Here is a 20,195-nt window from a genome sequence, read left to right as displayed (position 1 = left end):
GAGCTCGATGCCATTGCCCTCGAACTCAATATCCGGCCGCGCAAACGTTTCGACTTCAAGTGCCCCATCGAAATGATGGAAGAGCTGATGGCGAAGTGTCACGAAGGGCCATCATCAATCCAATGACAGTGTTGCACTCAGAGCCTGCATCCGCCAAGCAATAACTACGACTACGTGGTTGTGGGAACCGGTTTTTGTGCTCTGGCGTTTGCCCAACGCGTTTTAGAGTCAAACCCTCACAGCCGCATTCTACTGGTCGAACGTGGCCCCTTCTTCCTGCCGGAGCATTTCCAGAATCTGCCTTTACCCTTTAAAGACACCTTGGGTGGACTTTCTGAAACCTTCCCCTGGACCATGTCCGCCTCTACCTCCCTGGGCCAGGACGGTCCTGTTCGCTGGCAACACGGTATGGTGCCTTTCTTCGGTGGCCGCTCCACGCTGTGGAGCGCATGGTGTCCACGGCCGAATGGTGATGAGTTGGATGGCTGGCCGCAAGCCACTATTGAGGCCGCCCGACGCAACTTCGAGACGGCCGAAAAACTGCTGCGTGTCCAGAGAGCCGACCAGATCGACCAGGGGCGCAGCACGGAAGAATTAAACGTCATAGGTAAAAGTCGACCCGTATACGGCCCCCTTCAGGAATGCATTCAATCTCTGCTACGAGAAAAGGGAGGAAGCGTCGACGGTATTTACCGGACGCAGGCCGCGCCTTTGGCGTCCGCCTCTGAAAACGTCAACGGCATCGACTTCCAGAAGTATTCAACACCAGGCGATATTCTGGCATTGGCCGATAAACAGGCCAAACTGCATGCCGCCGGGAAAGGCGCCAAGCTGGATATTGTCACCGAATGCGTAGTGGAAAAAATCCAGCAACAAGAGATCAATGGTACTCGTCAGGCCACGGCTTTGGAAACCTCCCGAGGTGTGCTGCCTCTGGGAGAAGCGAAACTGATTCTGGCCATGGGAACCCTGCCGCCCACCACTCTCCTGCGCAATTCTTTCCCGGATACCCAAACGCTGGGAGAGCGTTTTTCGGCGCATTTCATCAGTTCCATCGTGGCACGGGTGCCCAAGTCTGAACTGGACCCGGAAGGGCGCTTTGGCGACTTGGAATTGAGTGCCTGTTATGTTGCCGGTGTGGCCAACGGCAGCTATGAGCAGCAATACCATATTCAGCTGTCATCCTTATGGGATGTGAACCCAGCGAAGAACGCAGGTACGGCATTACGCTACATGCCGGATGTGGTGGCAACCGCGTCACAGGCCCAACTGCAATCATCCGAAGGCTATGTGGTATTCGTCTGCGCGGTGCTGGGTGAGCTGGATTATGATAATCCGAAATCCTGGTTCTTACGTAACCATCAGGACCACAATGTCACCACCAATTCACTGTTGCAGGTCACGGAAAACACTCAGGATTTTCAGACTTGGGACGCAATGGATAAGGCCACTTTCGGCATCCTGGAAGAGGTCTTGTCTCCAAAGGGCGCCTCTCAGGTTGAATACTGGCATGGTGACCCGGATCGGGGTGAATGGGGTTCCGAACGACCGAGCCAGAGTCATCGACGGGTTGACGCCCTGGTTCACGAAAGCTCCACTCTGTATATCGGTGAAGATGAGTCCGCCCCTGTGGACCTGAATTATCGATTCAGAGGCAGCAACAATGTGTATGTAACAGGTGGCGGTCTATGGCCGCAGGGCGGTTCATGGAACCCGACACTGACCATGGTGGCCTTGGCCCAGGACCTGGCTGACAAACTGGAAAGCGCGAAATAATCCGGCTTCCGCTCCGACACCACAGGGCTACCTTGCGTAGCCCTGCTTTTTTCAGAATTGGCGCATGACGTTCGAATTTCGGGACGGTAACGCCTATGTACTTGAAGCTCAAACGTTATGTGTCCGAGTTGCCAAAAAAGAAGCCTTCCCGCTCTCCGATTGCACCGGTAAAATGCAGTTATATGGCGATAGTCGAAGCCGCTCCCCCAATCCCAACCCTCATCTATACTCTCTATATCACCCACAACCTGATCACTGGATGTACACCGCTTGTCGCGGTGGGCGGCGAGGAGTCCCTGCATGGCCAAACCCAAGCAGCACGACAGTGACTTTCTGCTACGCAAGGCTGATGACGCTGATATTCCTACCTTGGTCGAGTTTCTTTCCAAGCTGGCCCTGCATGTGGCGGGGGCGCAGACGCAGCGATTGAAAACCAAGGAGCGTCAACGGCTGGTGGAGGCACTTGCCAGTGCACTGGCGGATACGGACAAGCTGATTATCGTGGCAGAGGTGCCGGATTACGGCCTTGTGGGCATGGGGGATGTGGCCGTATGGCGAAACGAGGGCATTTGGGAGCAGGCGAGCGCGGAGGTCGATAAATCCGGGTTTATCGATGATGTGTGGGTGGAACCGGAATTCAGGAAACGCGGTATTTTTACTGCCATGCTCTGGGAGTTGGTGGCTTTTGCCGAGCACCATGGCGCGCAGGAGCTGGTTCTGGAATATTCGCTCGCCAATAAAGAGGCCAAAGCGACCTGGAACACGTTGGGCTTTAAACCCACTGGCGTGCGCGCGGTGGCATTTACCGGAAATGTCAAAAAGATATTGACCGATCGGTCCTCCTGATGGCTGCACTATAGTCCGTGCAGATCGGAAGTGGACTTCCTTCACTTCTGTGGACACGCATCGCTAACCGCTGTGGAGGTGAACAATGCCTGCCAGCGGTTTCTTGATTAGCTTGTATGTCCCTTTTCTGTCGGCTGAGATAGCCTGTCACTCATCGCCATTCCCACCTATCAATCGTAGCTAAAGCAGCTCCAACAGGGCTTCGGTCCCGCCTCATCTCATATGCTGTGTTTCAACCAACCGTTGCGGTAATGCTCGACAGCGGGGGGGCCTTCGAGGCGTTGCCTCCCGAAGGAAGAAGTTGCGTATGCAGCTTGTCGCTCTCGATACCGCCACATCCTGGTGAGTTCATTCGGGACGTGTATCTCGAGCCTTTCGGTATCAGTGTACGTCAGCTTGCTTCTAGTTTGGGGGGTTCACCTTCCACCCTGTCCCGGCTTCAGAAAGGGGATAGTGGCTTTAGTCCGGAAATGTCTTTGCGGCTGTCAAAGGTTCTCGGGCGCAGCCCTGAAAGCTGGTTGGCGATGCAAGATATGTATGATCTCTGGGTGGCTCGTAGCACTGTCAATCTGGACGGTATTCATCCCTTGGATTTCGAAACAGCTTAACCAGGGCGGTCTCAAGGAGCCACATGACGGACGTAACTTTCGACAATGGCAAGCTCTCTACACTTTACCTTCATGAGCTTTGGTGGCTTGCGAGCTCGTTGATACGGAAAGCAGATCACCTTTTCGAGGAGGCGAAAGTACCTGAAAGCGGTTATCTGTTACAGGTTAGTCCTGAATTACACTCGGTAATCGCGTCCATCCTTGCTGATGCTGCCAATATAAAGAAGATGGTCGTAACTCCATCCGCAAAGCTGAATGGCGAATCTGGAGCGCAATCCCGCCTTAGGAAATAGAGGGCGAGAAGGTTAAAGGACGTAATCGGCGATATAGAACTGAAGGAAATATTGAATCATAAAGTCCGTAATACGCTGGAACATTTCGATGAGTATCTCGACGAAGCGAACGTAAAGCTCTACAAGGCAAAAACACCTCCTAGTCCAGTCGCCGCTTATAACATGATCCTTTCCCACAGGGAAGTAACTAATCCGCAAGTTTATCAAGTCCGAGTCTACATCTCATCTGAAAGAATGTTCTATAATCTAAAGTGGAAAGTTAGCATCGGGCTCCTATATGAGGAGGCCAAATATATCATCCGAGAGTTGCAAAAGGTCCCGGGTCTTGTCCAGGGAGAAGGGCCTGACGGATTGATGTTAAGGCTTGACGTACCAGATGCATAACCGAGCCATGCACCGGATGCCAACCCTTTCGCTTCGCTGTGGGTTTGGCACCGGTGATGGCAGCGTTAGACGCTTAGAACAGGGCTACGCGCTTGGATCGAACGAAGTACAGCGTTACAGGAGGATGACTATGGGGGCGAGTCATTTCCGACTTGAAGAGTTCGTAGTGCGTCAGGCTGACGAACAAGATATCCCGTCGGTGTTTTCGTTATTGAGCAAGACCATAAGGTGGTTGGAGTCACGGGGACTTAAGCAATGGCCTCGATATTCTGTCGAATGGGTAGCTGGCGAGATCCAAAGCGGCGCTGTCTACGTGGCAGATTGTGAAGGAACCGTTGTTGGTATGATGAGGTTATTTACGAGCGACCCCGATGTTTGGCCTGAAGGTGGTCAGAATGCAATATACGTCCATACACTTGCTGTTGACCATGACATGAAGGGGGACTCTATTGGACTGCGGATGCTCGAATGGGTTGAGGTTCAAGCGAGAGAGCAGGGCGTGAAGTACTTACGGTTGGATTGTGTTGCCGAGAATGAAAAGCTATGCCGTTACTACGAAGACGCTGGTTTTGACGCAGTCGATGTGGTTTGGGCATGGGGGCGGCCAATGCGCCGGTTTCAACTGGCTGTAGTGTAGTAGTTCGTCGTGTAGTCCATCCGAGTCATGATGCCTTGATACAATGTCCAGCGCAGCGTGGTGGTGGAGTCACTCACGTGGCGCAGGGCTCGCTGCACTACCTCGCGGGCGGTAGCCCGCAGGTAGGATAGGCGCCGGGAAGCAGGTGGGGCAACACCCACTGCGCTACGGTCTATGCTGATGAGATGACTGAGGCGGTTGACGAACCGAAGGAGATATTCCGGGAAATGCTTCCGGCGTGTTCATCCAATCATAATATGGGCAGTCTAGTCACTGTTAGGCGGCTAGCCAACAAATTACGACGTTGATGGAAGTGTAAGAACGAACGAAAGAACACCACATCGGATAATGTAGTACAAAAAAGGCTGGGTATGCCATGAAGATACTGGTTGTTATTGCTACCGGCATGCTGGTTACGGCTACGCTATTACCTTTATGGCGTCATCCCCATTGGCTCGTAAGGGGAATGGATTTTCCCCGCATGCAGCTGGCGGCCACTGCGTTGTTATTAATCCTGATACAAGTCATATCGCTTGACCTTGTAAAGGCCCAAGCTTGGGCTCTCATCAACATCACACTGGTGTGCCTGGCCTGGCAGCTGTGGTGGATCATGCCATACACGGTTCTCTGGCGAGCAGAAGTTAAAACGACAAAAAAACCCAGCTCCGACCGCAAACTCAGCATTCTCACGGCCAACGTATTGACACCCAACAGGCAAGCCGGCGCTTTGTTGAAACTGGTCAGGCAATACGCGCCGGATGTACTCGTGACGCTGGAGTCTGATCAGTGGTGGCAGCGTCATCTCGATACGCTACAAACTGACATGCCTTACTGCATGAAATGTCCCTTGGACAATCTCTACGGCATGCATGTGTACTCTCGCTTACCGCTTGAGGACACGGAAATATCATACCTTGTAGAGGACGATATTCCCTCAATGCACGCCCAAATCAAGTTGCGCACGGGGGACCCGGTACGCGTGCATTTTCTTCATCCCGCTCCTCCCGCCCCGGGGAGAACCCCGAATCCGCCGAACGGGATGCCGAACTGGTGATTGTTGCCCGGAGCGTCGTGGACAGTGATCAGCCTGTTGTCGTGGCAGGGGACCTCAATGACGTGGCCTGGTCAGCTACTACACGCTTGTTTCGCAAACTCAGTGGGTTACTGGATCCGCGGGTGGGACGGGGAATGTTCAATACGTTTCATGCTAAGTACCCTTTTCTCCGTTGGCCGTTGGACCACCTGTTTCACAGTCATCATTTCACCGTGAGTTCGATTAAACGTTTGCCTTACTTTGGTTCCGATCATTTCGCACTGTTGACAGAGTTGTCATACAACCCGGCGCGGGGTGAAGATCAGGAGGGTTTGACGGCCGCCACCGATGACAAATCCTGGGCTCAATCTATCGCGAAGAAACAGGGCGCGAGTGGGAAAAATGTACCCAGCCCTGGCGAATAAGCATCGCCTCGCTTTCTGGAGGCAGCTGTGCACTTGCTTGTTGAGTTCAGGGCGCTCAACAAATAGTAGCCTATCCTCATGCGACTATGTTCTGAAACTCAAATACGACTTCAAGCTGCCACCCCGTTGTTGTCGATCGGCAGCGGGGGTTCATCGGCATGCAACACCGGCACGGGCGAAGATCTGCTCCTGCCGATACAGCGGCAGGTGATCGGCGTATTTGGCGATCATCACCTGAGCCAGCAGGCCCGAGGTCGGTATCCCCTTGTCGATGGCCTGCGCTGGCATCGGGGCCTGGACCAAGATCTCGCACCGAGGCTGTGTGAGAACGTTTGAGGCGTCTCGCATCGGTCAAAAATCGATCAACATTGGTGCTCTCTCGCAAATTCTGACATGAAGAGATGCGCCGCCTGTGAAAAGGCTTTCTGCGAGGGGCAGGAACTGTCCCACCTGGAATATAATATGAATTAATCACGTCACGTTACTAAAAGTCGCATCATTGCGCCGGGAGGAGGAAAGATGAATAAGTCAACGCTAACAGTCGTTTTCGCGATACCTTTTTTCATATTGTTGTCCGGTCCGGCAAAAGCCTTCGAATGCCCCCAGCATCTCGAAGCGGCCCAGGCGATTATCGACAAGGTGTCCGCGGACATGCAAGGGATGGGAGAGATGATGGATCAGCAGGATATGGCCCTCGTGCACGCACTGCTTGACGACGCCAAGGCGTTGCTCACGGCGGCCCGTCATAACCACGAGAAGCCGCAGGGACCTTATGATCACGCCCGCGCCATCGCCAAGGCCGACAGCGCGCAGGGCTACGCCACCGCGGCCGATATCCTGCACTTTCACTATATGGAGCAGCAATAAAACGGCTTGAAAGCGCGCGGGCGGGGCCCGTGTGCGGGTGTCCCCAGCCCGCGGTCAGGAGGTGGAGCTCATGGTCATGCGCCCGCTGCTTACGCTGTTGGCTCTGATTGTTTTCGGCGGCGTGTGGGCCGAGGTCCGCGGGGCGGAGACGGCGTTGCCCGGAGTCGCCCCCGAGGCCGTGCAGCTCGGGCGGGATCTGGACGGGGACGGTGATGCCGATGAGGTGGACATCAGCCTGGAAATCATCGAAGTCCAGGAGGAAGTTTACCCCGGCGAGTTTGTGACCTTCTGGGTGTTCGCCCCTGAAGGACGGGGCATGGTTTCCCCGGCGCGCGTCCCGAGTCCGACGATCCGCGTGGAGCAGGGTGACCGCGTCCGTATCACGCTGCGCAACACGCACTATTTCCCGCATACGATCCATCTGCACGGTGCCATTCATCCCAACGAGATGGACGGCGTGCCTGACTTCACCCAGCCGCCAGTCAAGCCGGGCGAGGCATTCACTTATGAGTTCACCGCGAAGAACCCCGGCACGCATTTCTACCACTGTCACGTGCAGCCGGACGTGCATGTGCTCATGGGGCTCGTGGGGATGCTCATTATCGAGCCGAATCGGCCCGATAACGAGTTTGTGCGCCTGATTCCGGGGGCGGGGCGCATCACCGACCTGACCCAAGCGGCGCTGGAGCACTACCAGCGAGAGTACTCGCTCGTCTACATGGACATCGATGCACGCTTGAACCGCATTCCGGCCGCTTATCACGATCCCCGCGAGATCGAGCAGCGCATGCACCGGGAATACGACTCCACGCAGCGTCGCCCCAACATCTTTCTCCTGAATGGTCGCGCTTTTCCCTTCACGTTGCGGGATTCCTTGATCGAGGTGGACGCCGACGAGCGGGTCAAGCTGCGTGTGCTGAACGCCGGCGCCCGCACCATGCACCTCCACACCCACGGCCATCACCCGGTGCTCACCCACGTGGACGGTTACCCCCTATCGCCGCAGGCGCGCGTCACACGGGACGTGTTCACGATCGGGGCTGCGCAGCGCGTTGATCTCGAGCTCCGAACGGGCCGCGACGACACCTACGCCTCGGGGCCGGGGGTGTGGTTCATGCACGATCACGTGGAGTCCACCGTCACCAACAAAGGGATCAGCCCCGGCGGCGATATAACGGCCATTACTTACGAGGAGTTCGTCGGCCCAGACGGGCTGCCGGAAGTCGCGACCAGCCTGGATCGATTCTTCGATCCGGCCTACTACCGCGGCGAGATCCCCGTCTTCGATCCGGAGATCTTCCATACGACTCGCGACGAGTATGCCTACGGGTGGTCAGAGCGAGAGCCCGTGGGCGGTGAATTCGACTATATGGCCCGGGATACGACGGTGGCCCCCCTACCGCAACGCAGCGCCATCGAGGGCCATCAGATCGTCGCCGACGCGTGCGAGGAGCCCCGGGCCTTCCGGCGGATTCACGTCCAAGGCGGCATCCAGTTCGCGCGTGCCGGCGAGGTATTCGCCTTCGAGCCCAGGGTGCTGCGGGCGGAGCCGTGCGAGGAAGTGGAGATCGTCTTCGAGAACAAGGATGCGGTCCGCCACGCCCTGATGCTGCCGGGCTTGAACCCCATGTTCACGCTCGAGTTCACGGGCCCCGACACGCAGGTTGCCCGGTTCGTGACTCCCGACCGGGACATCACCCTCGAGTTTCACTGCCACGTGGAGACGCATGACGAGATGGGGATGCACGGCCGGCTCATCGTCGGCGAGGGCGGCGAAACGCATGCTCACGTGGAACAGGACGACGAAGAGGGTGAAGAGAAGCGGCTGCATGAAGGGGTCGGCGTCGTGGTCTCCGTGGACAAGCGCGCGGGCCGATTGGTCATTGACCACGAGGAGATACCGGGGTTCATGGCGCCGATGGTGATGAGCTACCAGGTCCAGCCCGCGAGTCTGCTGCAAGACGTGGTGCCCAGCGATCAGGTCCGTTTCACCATCGACGCGACGCAGCGGGCCATTATCGACATCGTCGCTGAGCGGTAGCGGTCAGGTCGTCGGCTGCTTCGATTCCCACCGAGAGCCGGATGAGGCCCGCTTCGATGCCGAGTCGCTCGCGAGTTTCGGCGGGGATGGAGGCGTGGGTCATGATGCCGGGGTGTTCGATCAGGCTCTCCACCCCTGCCCAGGCTTTCGGCCAGGGAGAATATCCGGCAGCGCTCCAAATGATTTGACACACGTCTGTGAGAAGAGAAGTATGAATTCGTGACTTTTCGGGCCTTGTGCCCTGTCGTACTTCCGGAGTCCCTACTGTATGCGCGTTTTTGCCAACCCAGTCGGTTCCGGCTCGCTTTGGTTTGACAACCTCGCCACCGCCGACGGCACCCCCGTTGCTTACGACCCGCAGGCGCGGGCCTTCCTGCCTATGCCGCCCTTCTGCGCTAACCGGGAGGTCATCGGTTGCAACTGGATCGCTCCTGCACAGGGCGCCTTCTGCCGATCCTGCGCCATGACGGCGCTGGCCCCAGACCCCGCCATACCCGGCGCCATCCCCAACTGGGCGCAGACCGAGGCCGCCAAGCGTTGGGCGCTTGACAATCTTGGCCGCTGGCACTGGTTCCGGCCGGAGGATCCTGGCGCGCGCCCCGTTTTCCACCTGCTCGCCGAGGGCCCGACACCCGTGCTCATGGGGCATGTCGAGGGCGTGGTGACGATCAGCGTGGCTGAGGCGGACCCGGTCCTGCGCGTAACTCGCCGCCAAGCGCTGGACGAGCCCTACCGCACCATGATCGGCCATATGCGCCACGAGATCTCGCATATGCTCTGGTGGCGGCTCAGCCTGCGCGACGATTTCCTCGACGCCTTCCGCGCCATGTTCGGCGACGAACGCGCGGATTACCCCACCGCGCTCCAGCGCCACTACCATGACGGCCCTCCACCCGATTGGAGGCAGCGCTTCCTGACCACCTACGCCTCCGCGCATCCGCATGAGGACTGGGCCGAGACCGCCGCGCATCTGCTGCACCTGACCGATATTACCGACAGCTTCGTCGCAGCGGGCCTGTCCTCGCCTGAGCTGCCGAGCCCGGGTTGGGACCCCTATTCGGAACCGGATGCCGAGCGCCTGATCCATGTCGCGGCCTCCCTCGCAGTGGGGGTCAATCATGTCAACCGCTCCATGGGGTTGTCGGACCTCTACCCCTTCGTGCTGTCGGACGCCGCGCGCCGTAAGCTCGCCTTCGTGCATGGCTGGTTGCGCCGAGGTGCGCAGGGGCTTTGACGCGATGGGTATCCGAGGGAGGGATTCGAGGCTAGCTGGTTGAGGCGAGTTCACGAACGAGCGCGATTATGCTGGTCCGATCCTTTCGGGTCGCGTGCGGTTGGCTGTGATCTTGCGAATGAACGCATGCTTACTGAGTAATCTATGACAACCGCTACTTGGTTCATATTGATTGGGACGCTGCTACTGGTAGTGGGTTTTACCTTCTCCTATTTCAAAAGAGTGCCCGCTACCTCTGCCATTGTGTATCTTCTTATCGGATTCATTTTTGGGCCCATGGGCTTTGGCTTGTTTCATTTCAATTCACTGGAAGAGTCGGCTTTATTGGAGCTGCTGACCGAGATCGCCGTACTTATTTCGTTGTATTGCGCCGGCGTAAAAATGCCAGCGCCGGTGACCCTCAAGCGATGGCGCAATCCCCTGCAACTGGCGGTTGTTTCGATGGCGCTTACCGTCGGATTAGTGGCGCTGTTCGGCTACTATTGGCTCGCTTTGCCCCTTGGGGCTGCCGTGTTGCTAGGTGCCGTGGTCGCACCGACCGACCCTGTACTGGCGACCGAGGTCCAGGTTCGTCACGCCGATGATACTGACGAACTACGTTTTGCATTGACCTGCGAGGCCGGAATGAACGACGGCAGCGCCTTCCCGTTCGTGATGCTCGGCCTGGGCTTGCTGGGTCTGCACGATCTTGGTGACGCCGGTTGGCGCTGGCTGGCAGTGGATGTGTTCTGGGCAAGCGGTGCAGGTATCGGCATCGGTATCTTGGCGGGCGTTGGTGTCGGTTGGCTGGTAAATAAGATACGCACTACCTTCGTGGGCACTGCCTTTCTGGAAAGCTTTCTTGGCCTGGGGCTGATCGCGTTCGCCTACGGAGTCAGCTTGTTAGTGGATGCCTGGGGCTTTTTGGCCGTGTTCAGTGCCGCGGTGGCTTTGCGCCACACCGAATTGAAGTTGGCCGGCCTAAAACAAGACTACTCGGTACCTGTCGAGACACGCCTGGACGATGAACCGCAAGCAGTAGCGCACGTGCACGTGAGCGAAAGCTCCTTGGCATTCAACGAGCACCTCGAACGGCTGGCAGAAATCGTGCTTGTTTTACTGATCGGCGGTTCGCTCTTCTGGGATTCCTGGAGTTGGCGAGCCGTTGGCTTCGCGGCGTTTCTGTTTTTTGTCGCCCGCCCCATCAGCGTGCACCTTGGCCTGCTGGGAAGCAGGGCACCCATGCGTATGCGCCACCTCGTGGGCTGGTTTGGCGTCCGTGGTATTGGCTCGCTGTACTATCTGATGTATGCCATCCAACACGGGCTGCCAGAGGGAATAGCACTGGAATTGATACACCTGACCCTGGTGGTGGTTGCCTTATCGATCTTGGTTCACGGGGTCAGCGTAAAGCCCACTATTGCTCGCTATTGGCGTTCGCGGAAGCCTCGGTAATCGCTATAACCTCACGTCGCCACTCTGGTTGACTGTCAGGTAGCTATCCTCACTCCACCAGCCGATTCAATCGGTCTGTTCCTCGCAGGCGGTCTGCAATGCTTGATCCAGGTCGGCGATCAGGTCATCGACCGCCTCGATGCCCACTGAGAGCCGGATCAGCCCATCCTCGATACCGAGCCTTTTGCGGGTCTCTGCGGGTATGGAGGCGTGGGTCATGATGCCGGGATGCTCGATCAGGCTCTCCACTCCGCCCAGGCTTTCAGCCAGGGAGAATATCCGGCAGCGTTCCAGCATGCGCCGTGCCGCCGGTTCGCCGCCGCGCACCACGATGGTGACCATACCGCCGAAATCGCTCATCTGGCGGCTGGCCAGGTCGTGCTGGGGATGGCTGGCCAGGCCGGGGTAGATGACCCGTTCCACCGCCGGGTGGGCGTCCAGCCAGTCGGCCAGCGTCCGGGCGTTCTTGCAGTGTTGGCGCATGCGCAGCACCAGGGTTTTCAGCCCGCGCAGGGCAAGGAAGCTGTCGAACGGCCCGGCGATGCTGCCAACGGCGTTGTGGATGAAGGCCAGCCGATTCGCCAGTTCGTCATCGGCGACCACGGCGATCCCGCCGACGATATCGGAGTGGCCTCCCAGGTATTTGGTGGTGGAGTGCACCACAATGTCGAAGCCGAGTTCCAGTGGCCGTTGCAGCACCGGTGTGGCGAAGGTGTTGTCCATGACGCTGATCAGACCGTGGTCTCGTGCGAAATCGGCGACACGTTGCAGGTCGACGAGCTTGAGCAGCGGGTTGGTGGGCGATTCCACCCAGAGCATACGGCTGTTGTCGCGCAGGGCGGTTTCCAGGGCATCCTCGCGACTCAGGTCGACGAAACTGAAATCGAGCCCGGCGGAGCGCCGGCGGACGTTCTCGAACAGGCGGTAGGAGCCGCCGTAGAGGTCGTCCATGGCGATCACATGGCTGCCGTGATCGAGCAGTTCCAGCACACTGGCCGTTGCCGCCATGCCCGAGGCGAAGGCGAAGCCCGCCGTTCCTCCTTCCAGGTCCGCCATGCAGCGCTCGAGCGCCAGGCGGGTGGGGTTGCCGCTGCGCGAGTATTCGAAGCCCTGGTGCCGGCCGGGGCTGGCCTGCACGTAGGTGGAGGTGGCATAGATCGGCGTCATGATGGCCCCGGTGCTCGGATCCGGCGCCTGCCCGGCATGGATGGCCCGGGTCGCCAGCCGATACGGTATGTCCTGGTTGTCGTCCTTCATCGCCATCTCTCCCGTTCAGTTCCGTTCAGTCGATTCGCCGCCTCAGATAATTGAGCAGATCGATCCGCGTGATCAGGCCATGGAATTGGTCGCCTTCGGTGACGATGGCGACGTGGTCCTCCTGGAACACCGCTACCAGGTCGTCCAGGGTGGCGCTGGGGCTGAGCTCTTGCAGTTGCGTGATCATCGCCTCGCGCACCGGCGATTTGAAATGGTCCTCGTGGCCATACACCGCCATCAGCACGTCCGATTCATCGATGATGCCGACCACCCGGTCGTCCTGCATGACCGGGAGCTGGGAGACATCGTAGAGCTTCATGCGCGCGTAGGCCGTGGTCAGCGGCTCTTCGGGCGTCACCACCACGGTGTCGTGCTCGGCATAGGGATGCCGGATCAAGTCGCGCAGGTCGCCGTACTGGCGCCGCTCGATGAAGCCCTGATCCTCCAGCCAGTGATCGTTGTACATCTTGGACAGGTACTTGTTGCCGGTATCGCAGACGAAGGTCACCACTCGCTTGGGCTGGGTCTGGGCGCGACAGTAGCGCAGCGCTGCCGCTACGCAGGTGCCGGTGGAGGTCCCGCCCAGAATCCCCTCGCGATGCAGCAGTTCGCGGCCAGACAGCAGGCTTTCCTTGTCGGAGATGGTGATGGCCTGGCTGACCCGGGACAGGTCCGCGATGATCGGAATGAAGTCCTCGCCGATGCCTTCGACCAGCCAGCTCCCACTCTTGGTGCCGAGCTGCCCGCTACGCACGTACTCGGCCAGCACGGAGCCCTCGGGGTCGGCCAGCACCAGTTCGATTGCGGGCGCGACCTTGGCGAAATGTCGCGACAGACCGGTCATGGTACCGCTCGAGCCCACCCCGCAGACCACGGCGTCGAGGCGCCCATCCATCTGGCGCAGGATCTCCGGGCCGGTGCCGTGCTCGTGGGCCAGGGGGTTGGCGGGATTGCCGAACTGGTTGATGAATATCGCGCCGGGGATCTCCCGGGCGATGGCCGCCGCCTTGTCCTGATAGTATTCGGGGTGACCCTTGGCCACGTCCGAGCGCGTCATTACCACCTCGGCTCCCATGGCCTTGAGATGGAAGATCTTCTCGCGGCTCATCTTGTCGGGGATCACCAGGATTACGCGGTAGCCCTTCTGCTGCGCCACCAACGCGAGGGCGAGCCCGGTATTGCCGGCGGTGCCTTCGACGATGGTGCCGCCCGGTTTGAGATCGCCCGAGGCCTCGGCGGCCTCGATCATCGACAGCCCGATGCGATCCTTGACCGAGCCGGTCGGGTTCATGTTCTCCAGCTTCAGGTAGAGTTCGCAGGGGCCGGTGTCCATATTGGCGACCCGCACCATCGGCGTATTGCCGATCATGGCTATGGAATTCGCTAGCGGTTGCATCGGGTCCTCCGGGTATACGCTCCTTCTCTAATGATTAGTGTAGGAGCCCTGGCGGTAGAGGGGGCGAGGCCGATTCAGGCGACCTCTTCGAGAAAACTCCGCAACAGCGCAACGGTCTCGTCGGGGTGGCTGCGTGTCACCCAGTGCGAGCCGGGCAGGCGGGCGATGCGCAGGTCGGTGACGTAGTCGGTGAGGTTGGCGTAGCCGGCTTCCGAGACGAAGGGGTCGCGTTCGGCGACGATCAACTGCACCGGGCAGGTCACGCTGGCGTGGGGCGGCAGGGGTGGCGGGTGGAAGATGTTCTGGCGATACAGCGCCATGGGGCCCAGTGCCATCGACATCACCTGGATGCGGGATTCGTTGAGCATGGGGTCGCCGTGAGGGACTCCGGCCAGGCGCAGCACCAGGCGCCAGGCCGGCACGCCACCGAGTCGCCAGAAACTTTCGCCCAGCGGCCAGGCCAGCAGTGGCAGGGTGTAGGTGGATCGCAGCAGTTGCTTGAGCGCCGGCCACATGCGCCGCGGCTGCAGGCTGCCGAGTTCCTCGCGGGCCCATTGCCGCCAGATCGCCAGATGCGGACCGGAGATGAAGCTCCAACTGAGTACCCGCTTGCTGTATTGGGGGTGGGTGACAAACGACCAGCCAATGGTGGCGCCCCAGTCATGACCGACCAGGTGCACTTGGCTGGTGTCTAGCGTCTCGATCACCGCCTCGATGTCCTTGAGCAGGGCGGCGATGCGGTAACGTCGTGCTGGCTGACGTGGCTCCTCGGCGGGCACCCCTGGCCAGTCGAGGCTGGCGACACGGTAGCTGTCGGCCAGGCGCAACATGATTTCCTGCCACATGCGCTGACTATCCGGGTAACCATGCAGGAACAGCACCAGAGGCCTCGACGGCTCGCCAGCCTGGCACAGGCGCAGGCGATAGCCGGGGCGTTCGATCCAGTGTTCCGTCAACGCACTCATTGCGGCTCCGGCAGGGCGAAGGCGACGATGGCATCCCCGGGATCTGACAGCGCGTGTCCACCGGCGGCGATGACCACGAACTGCCGGCTGTCCGGGTGCAGCCGGTAGGTCAGCGGTGTGGCGTGGCCGGCATAGGGCAGGTCGGCGCGCCACAGCTCCTCGCCGCTGTCGAGGTCGAAACCACGCAGGTAGCGGTCGGGAGTGGCGGCAATGAAGACCAGGCCGCTGGCGGTCACTAGGGGGCCGCCGATATTGGGGACACCGATGTCGAACCACAGCGGCCATGGGGCCTGGCCGCGGGTGGACCCCAGTGGTATCTCCCAGCGGATCTCACCCGCGTTCAGGTCGACGGCGGTCAGGGTGCCCCAGGGCGGAGCGCTGCATGGCATGCCGAGCGGTGACAGCAACAACTCGCGGCGTACGGCATAGGGGGTGTCGCGCATTTCGCCGTAGAGCTTGGTGGTGCCTGGCAGCCCGCCTTCGGCAACACCCTTTTCTTCTTCGGGCAGCGCTTCGTACTCCTCGCGGGGGACCAGGGTGACGCCGGTGGGGACGCGTGATTGATTGACCACCAGCACATTGGTCTTTGGATCAATTGCGCCGCCGCCCCAGTTGATGCCGCCAAGCGCGCCTGGATAGTGTACCGAGCCTTCCACGCTTGGCGGCGTGAACAGACCCTCGGAGCGACGCGATTCGATCTCCCGGCGGCAGTAGTCACGGTCCCAGAAGGTCAGACCCCAGGCATCCTCGGGAGTCAGTCGGGGCGAGTAGAGGGTCGGCGGCTTGACCGGGAAGGGCTGGGTGGGCGACAGGTATTCGCCGGATGCTGGCCCCTGGGGGACGGGGCGTTCCTTGACAGGGTGCAGTGGCTCGCCGCTTTCCCGGTCGAGCACGAAAACATGCCCCATCTTGGTCGACACCGCCACTGCCGGGATTGGGCCGTCGGCGGTGTGCAGGTCGAACAGGGTCGGCTGGGCGCCTATGTCGTAGTCCCAGAGATCGTGATGTACGGTCTGGAAACGCCAGGCGACCTCGCCCGCCCGCTCACCATGGGTGTGCAGGGCGACCACCGACGACGAATAATAGTCGAGCCCCTGGCGCATGCCGCCAAAATAGTCCGGTGATGCATTGCCTGTGGGCACGAACAGCAGGTTCCGTGCCGCGTCGGCAGCCATCGGTGCCCAGACATTGGCGGTGGCGCGGCGGTAGGGGCCTTCGCTGGGGGTAGATGGCTGGTCCGGTGGAACCGGGTCCCATGCCCAAGCCAGTTTCCCGGTGCGGGCATCGAAGGCGCGTACCACCCCCGGCGGGGCATCGGCGCGTACATTGTCGGCCACCAGGGCGCCGACGATGACCAGATCCTCGATCACCAGCGGCGCCGAGGTGACATAGTACTCCCACGGCGGGACGTCATCGCCGAGATCGTCGCGCAGCGCGACCCGGCCGTTATCGCCGAAATCCGCGCAGGGACGACCGCTGGCGGCGTCCAGGGCGATCAGTTCGGCATCCTGGGTGCCGGTGAAGATACGTTCCCGGCATTCTTCGCCGTTGGCTGCGTCGTCTCGCCAGTAACTGACCCCGCGGCAGGTCAGCGGGTAGGCTCCGTGTAGCTTGCGTTGCCGCAGTTCGGGATCGAATTGCCAGAGCTCCTCGCCGCTTTCCGGGTCCAGGGCGATGACGCGATTGAAGGGCGTGCAGAAGATCAGCCGTTCATTGACCACGATGGGCGTGACCTGAAGCGAGGTGCGCGTCAAGTCGGCATTGCCTTCGGAATAGTCGCCGCTTTCGTAGCGCCAGACTTCCTCTAGTTGCGCGACGTTATCGGGGCGAATCTGGTCGAGCGGCGAGTAGCGCAGGCCGTCCAGGCCTTGGCCATAGTGAGGCCATTCAGCGGTAGGGCCGTCCAGGTCGAGCTCCGGCAGCGGGGCATCGCACCCCGACGCGGCCAGTAGCACCACGGCGAGTGCCATCCACCGACATGACTCGAATCGCACGGTCGTCCTCCTCCCTGGTACGACGATGGCATGAGGTCTCGCATCCCCATGGTCTGAAGCTAGTCCATGTCGGTGGGCATGGCGAACCCCTCAGCGCGGGGTGTGTCGCCGCCGGGCCTCCATGCGTTCCAGGAACACTTCCATGATCCTGTCGTAGAGTCTGGGGCCGAGTACGACGTCCTCCACGCCGGCGTCGACATTGGGGTTGTCGTTGATCTCGATCACCACTACCCGGTCGCCGACTTGCTTGAGGTCGACGCCGTAGAGACCGTCGCCGATCAGGCGGGTGGCCTTGAGTGCCGCCTTGACGACCGCTTTGGGGGCTTCGCTCGGGGCATGGGTGCTGAAGCCGCCGCTCTTCACCTTGCCCTTGGAGTGGTCGTAGATCTGCCAATGGCCACGAGCCATATAGTAACGGCTGGCAAACAGGGCTTCGCCGTCGAGGACGCCGATGCGCCAGTCGAATTCGGTGGGCAGCCACTCCTGCAACAACAGCAGGGCGGATGCCTCGAACAGTCGGCTGGCCTCGCGCAGCAACTGCTCGGTGGACTCGATCTTGACGATGCCGCGCGAGAAGGAGCCGTCGGGTACCTTGAGCACCATCGGATAGGTCAGCCCGGCAGCCTTCTCGGGCAGGCGTTTCAAGTCGTGGCGACCGAGCAACAAGCCGTCGGGGCAGGGAATCCCCTTGGCGCGCAGCAGGGCATGCAGGTAGACCTTGTTGGTACAGCGCAGGATCGAGCGCGGGTCGTCGATCACTACCAACCCTTCATGTTCGGCACGCCTGGCCATGCGGTAGGTATGGTGATCGAGGCTGGTCGTCTCGCGGATGAACAGGCCGTCGAATTCCGCCAATCGCCCCTCGTCGCGCTTGGTGATCAGCGAGACGTCGATGCCAAGACGCCGACCGGCGCGAATGAACTGCTTCAAGGCGCTCTTGTTGCTGGGCGGCAGCGCTTCCTGTGGATCGACCAGAATCGCCAGGTCGAAACGATAGCGCTTGCGTGCCTTGGGGGTACGCCAGACCTTGCGCGAATGACGGTTGAGGGCACTGGCGAACAGGTCCTGCTCTTCGCCACGCAGGGCGGTGAGCTTGAGCGGTTTGAGGCGCGATAGTCGCCACAGCCCCTGGCGCTGGGTGAAGCGCGCCTCCAGCAAGGGACATGGCAGGCGCTCGAACAGGCGTCGGGCCAACTTGGCGAGTTCCGGGTGCAGGCATTCCCCGAATAGTATGCGCAGGATGAAGGTATCGCCGGGTAGCGTCCCGCGCTTGGCCAGCTCGCCGAGCAGCGGTGCCAGGCTATCGAGCTGCAGGTCGACAAGGGCCTTGCGCGAGAGCTGGTTGAGGGTTTCCACGCTGGGTAGTATGCGCTGGCCACGTGCCTGGGCCAGCAGCGACACGTAGTAACCGGTTTCCAGGTAATCCAGATCGGCACACAAGTTGATGACGTGGGTGGCGGCATCCTGGTCCGCGGACAGACGCTCGTCGGCCAGATAGTCACTGGCGGTGACCAGGTCCTCTGATGGGTAGTAGGGACGCCAATCGGCAGTGCGGTCGACGACGATACGCAAGGGACACATGTGAGCGAGCTTCCTTTTCCATGCCTGGCCAAATTGGCCGAAATAATGACGCCTAGATTGCGCTTGCAATGGAGTCGCGACAATACGCTTGCCAATTGAAATAATTTCATGGAAAGGGGCGGTGACAATCAGTGGCATGACGACGACAATTCGCGCAAATCCTCGGGGTCACAACATGACTGCCTCACTGCGCTTGGCGCACCCTTCCGATCTGGATGCCCTCTGTCACTTGGAGATGACTTGTTTCGACGGTGACCGTTTCAGCCGGCGTCAATTGGCTCACCTGCTGCGCGGTGCCAATGCCGTGACCTGGTTGGTGGTGGATACCGAGGACCAGCCATTGGGCTATGGCACGTTGCTGTTTCGTCGCAATAGCCGCTCGGCGCGGTTGTATTCCTTTTGCGTGCACCCCGAGGCGCGGGGGGAAGGGCTGGGACGTCGCCTGCTCGAGGTGCTGGAACGCGAAGCGCGTCGGCGCGACATGCTCCAGATTACGTTGGAGGTGCGTGCCGATAACCGGGTGGCCTTAGGACTCTATCGCCGCATGGGATTCACCCTGCAGCGCTGGATGGATGACTACTATGTCGATGGCTGTGCCGCCTGGCAGATGTCCAAGCCACTTCAGAATGCCTCGCAGCCGCTGGTCGCAGCGGGCTAGGCGGACCCCGGGTGCAACGGCCGCCTGGCTAGCATAGAATCGTCGCCTGTTCGTAGTCAGGAGATTCTGTGCCATGCCTTCTTTCGATATCGTGTCCGAATTCGACAAGCACGAAGCCAGTAATGCGGTGGACCAAGCCAACCGCGAAATCCAGACGCGCTTCGATTTCCGGGGTGTCGATGCCAGCTATCGCCTCGATGGCGAGAGCGTCTCCCTGGAAGCCGAAGTTGACTTCCAGCTCAAGCAGATGTTGGACGTATTGCGCAACAAGCTGATCGCTCGTGGTATCGATGCACGTTGCATGGAAGAGCAGGACCCGGTACTCAGCGGCGTGAAGGCGCGTCAGGAAGTCAAACTCAAGCAGGGCCTGGAGCAACCGGACTGCAAGGCGATCGTCAAGTTGCTCAAGGATTCTAAGCTCAAGGTCCAGGCGCAGATCCAGGGAGACAAGGTCCGCGTTACCGGCAAGAAGCGCGATGACCTGCAGCAGGCGATTGCCCTGCTCAAGGGCGAGCAGGGGCCGGATCTTCCCTTGCAGTTTAATAACTTCCGCGATTGAGCCGGTTTGTCCGAAAACTGCCTGCGCTCGCCCATACGGCGTTAAAAATCAGCTCAAAGTACTCATTTACAACCACGTAAACTCCGTCTTTTCGCTGATTTTTGCCTTGTCTAGCCATCGCTTGTAGCGCCGCACGATAATTCGACGCCTCGCCGCACGATAATGCCATATTCGTATTTTTCATTCTGTGAGCTGGCGAACCCAAGA

17 protein-coding genes and 3 pseudogenes are annotated in these 20,195 nt (G+C 60.0%); 13 read left to right on the top strand and 7 right to left on the bottom strand.

From position 1 onward, the window contains the following. The 7 genes and pseudogenes from IE093_RS12875 to IE093_RS22910 all read left to right on the top strand — a co-directional run. Window positions 1-126: pseudogene (locus IE093_RS12875) on the top strand (IS30 family transposase); the annotation flags it as partial. Between the two features lie 54 nt (window positions 127-180). Continuing rightward, on the top strand, window positions 181-1,776 hold the full coding sequence (locus tag IE093_RS12870) for a GMC oxidoreductase (RefSeq protein WP_229803546.1): 1,596 nt from the start codon (window positions 181-183) through the stop codon (window positions 1,774-1,776). A 300-nt stretch (window positions 1,777-2,076) separates the two neighbouring features. Then, a complete protein-coding gene (locus IE093_RS12865; RefSeq protein ID WP_189469800.1) occupies window positions 2,077-2,622 on the top strand; it encodes a GNAT family N-acetyltransferase in 546 nt (181 codons plus the stop codon). Window positions 2,623-2,873: 251 nt separating this feature from the next. Continuing rightward, window positions 2,874-3,230 (top strand): HigA family addiction module antitoxin, encoded by a 357-nt coding sequence (locus IE093_RS12860; protein WP_308427202.1) that lies wholly within the window; start codon window positions 2,874-2,876, stop codon window positions 3,228-3,230. Window positions 3,231-3,253: 23 nt separating this feature from the next. Next, entirely contained in the window at window positions 3,254-3,523 is a 270-nt protein-coding gene (locus tag IE093_RS22475; protein ID WP_229803545.1) for a hypothetical protein, read from the top strand. 514 nt (window positions 3,524-4,037) lie between these two features. After that, window positions 4,038-4,544 carry a GNAT family N-acetyltransferase gene (locus IE093_RS12850; protein ID WP_189469798.1) on the top strand — a complete coding sequence of 169 codons (507 nt, stop codon included), beginning with the start codon at window positions 4,038-4,040 and terminating at the stop codon, window positions 4,542-4,544. Window positions 4,545-4,920: 376 nt separating this feature from the next. Beyond that, a pseudogene (locus IE093_RS22910) lies at window positions 4,921-6,002 on the top strand (endonuclease/exonuclease/phosphatase family protein). A 159-nt stretch (window positions 6,003-6,161) separates the two neighbouring features. Here the strand turns inward: IE093_RS22910 and IE093_RS12840 are convergent. Continuing rightward, window positions 6,162-6,314, bottom strand: a pseudogene (locus IE093_RS12840) (IS66 family transposase); the annotation flags it as partial. Window positions 6,315-6,521: 207 nt separating this feature from the next. On the opposite strand from IE093_RS12840, the gene IE093_RS12835 reads away from it, so the two are divergent. Together IE093_RS12835 and IE093_RS12830 are read left to right on the top strand one after the other, a co-directional pair. Further along, window positions 6,522-6,869, top strand: a complete 348-nt coding sequence (locus IE093_RS12835; RefSeq protein WP_189469796.1) for a hypothetical protein — start codon at window positions 6,522-6,524, stop codon at window positions 6,867-6,869. A 70-nt stretch (window positions 6,870-6,939) separates the two neighbouring features. Next, window positions 6,940-8,910 (top strand): multicopper oxidase domain-containing protein, encoded by a 1,971-nt coding sequence (locus IE093_RS12830; RefSeq protein WP_189469794.1) that lies wholly within the window; start codon window positions 6,940-6,942, stop codon window positions 8,908-8,910. On the opposite strand, the gene IE093_RS22905 is transcribed toward IE093_RS12830, so the two are convergent. Further along, window positions 8,885-9,013: a PLP-dependent transferase gene (locus IE093_RS22905; protein WP_422730980.1), complete on the bottom strand. Its 129-nt coding sequence runs from the start codon at window positions 9,011-9,013 to the stop codon at window positions 8,885-8,887. The two genes, IE093_RS12830 and IE093_RS22905, sit on opposite strands and share 26 nt — an antisense overlap. Before the next feature lie 165 nt (window positions 9,014-9,178). Here IE093_RS22905 and IE093_RS12820 point away from each other — a divergent pair, with 165 nt between their 5' ends. After that, window positions 9,179-10,144 (top strand): zinc-binding metallopeptidase family protein, encoded by a 966-nt coding sequence (locus IE093_RS12820; RefSeq protein WP_189469792.1) that lies wholly within the window; start codon window positions 9,179-9,181, stop codon window positions 10,142-10,144. A gap of 144 nt (window positions 10,145-10,288) precedes the next feature. Beyond that, a complete protein-coding gene (locus IE093_RS12815) occupies window positions 10,289-11,578 on the top strand; it encodes a cation:proton antiporter (RefSeq protein WP_189469789.1) in 1,290 nt (429 codons plus the stop codon). Window positions 11,579-11,644: 66 nt separating this feature from the next. Here IE093_RS12815 and IE093_RS12810 read toward each other — a convergent pair whose 3' ends face one another. The 5 genes from IE093_RS12810 to IE093_RS12790 all read right to left on the bottom strand — a co-directional run bounded on the left by IE093_RS12810 (window position 11,645) and on the right by IE093_RS12790 (window position 18,771). Next, window positions 11,645-12,835 (bottom strand): cystathionine gamma-synthase, encoded by a 1,191-nt coding sequence (locus IE093_RS12810; RefSeq protein WP_189469787.1) that lies wholly within the window; start codon window positions 12,833-12,835, stop codon window positions 11,645-11,647. Between the two features lie 25 nt (window positions 12,836-12,860). Then, entirely contained in the window at window positions 12,861-14,231 is a 1,371-nt protein-coding gene (locus IE093_RS12805; protein WP_189469785.1) for a pyridoxal-phosphate dependent enzyme, read from the bottom strand. Window positions 14,232-14,305: 74 nt separating this feature from the next. Then, window positions 14,306-15,196 (bottom strand): alpha/beta fold hydrolase, encoded by an 891-nt coding sequence (locus IE093_RS12800; protein WP_189469783.1) that lies wholly within the window; start codon window positions 15,194-15,196, stop codon window positions 14,306-14,308. Further along, complete coding sequence (locus tag IE093_RS12795; protein ID WP_229803542.1) at window positions 15,193-17,190, bottom strand: pyrroloquinoline quinone-dependent dehydrogenase; 1,998 nt, start codon at window positions 17,188-17,190, stop codon at window positions 15,193-15,195. Before IE093_RS12795 ends, IE093_RS12800 begins: the two co-directional genes overlap by 4 nt. Before the next feature lie 90 nt (window positions 17,191-17,280). After that, the gene (locus IE093_RS12790; protein ID WP_189469781.1) at window positions 17,281-18,771 is read right to left on the bottom strand and encodes a RimK family protein; all 1,491 of its coding nucleotides are present in this window, start codon (window positions 18,769-18,771) and stop codon (window positions 17,281-17,283) included. A 175-nt stretch (window positions 18,772-18,946) separates the two neighbouring features. Between IE093_RS12790 and IE093_RS12785 the strand changes: the two genes are divergently transcribed. Continuing rightward, the gene (locus IE093_RS12785; RefSeq protein WP_189469780.1) at window positions 18,947-19,429 is read left to right on the top strand and encodes a GNAT family N-acetyltransferase; all 483 of its coding nucleotides are present in this window, start codon (window positions 18,947-18,949) and stop codon (window positions 19,427-19,429) included. Window positions 19,430-19,502: 73 nt separating this feature from the next. Next, the gene (locus IE093_RS12780) at window positions 19,503-19,988 is read left to right on the top strand and encodes a YajQ family cyclic di-GMP-binding protein (protein WP_189469777.1); all 486 of its coding nucleotides are present in this window, start codon (window positions 19,503-19,505) and stop codon (window positions 19,986-19,988) included. Window positions 19,989-20,195: the final 207 nt, after the last annotated feature.

Source organism: Litchfieldella qijiaojingensis (assembly GCF_014651875.1).
GTDB classification, from domain to species: domain Bacteria; phylum Pseudomonadota; class Gammaproteobacteria; order Pseudomonadales; family Halomonadaceae; genus Litchfieldella; species Litchfieldella qijiaojingensis.
This window is presented reverse-complemented; position numbering and strand designations above follow the sequence as displayed.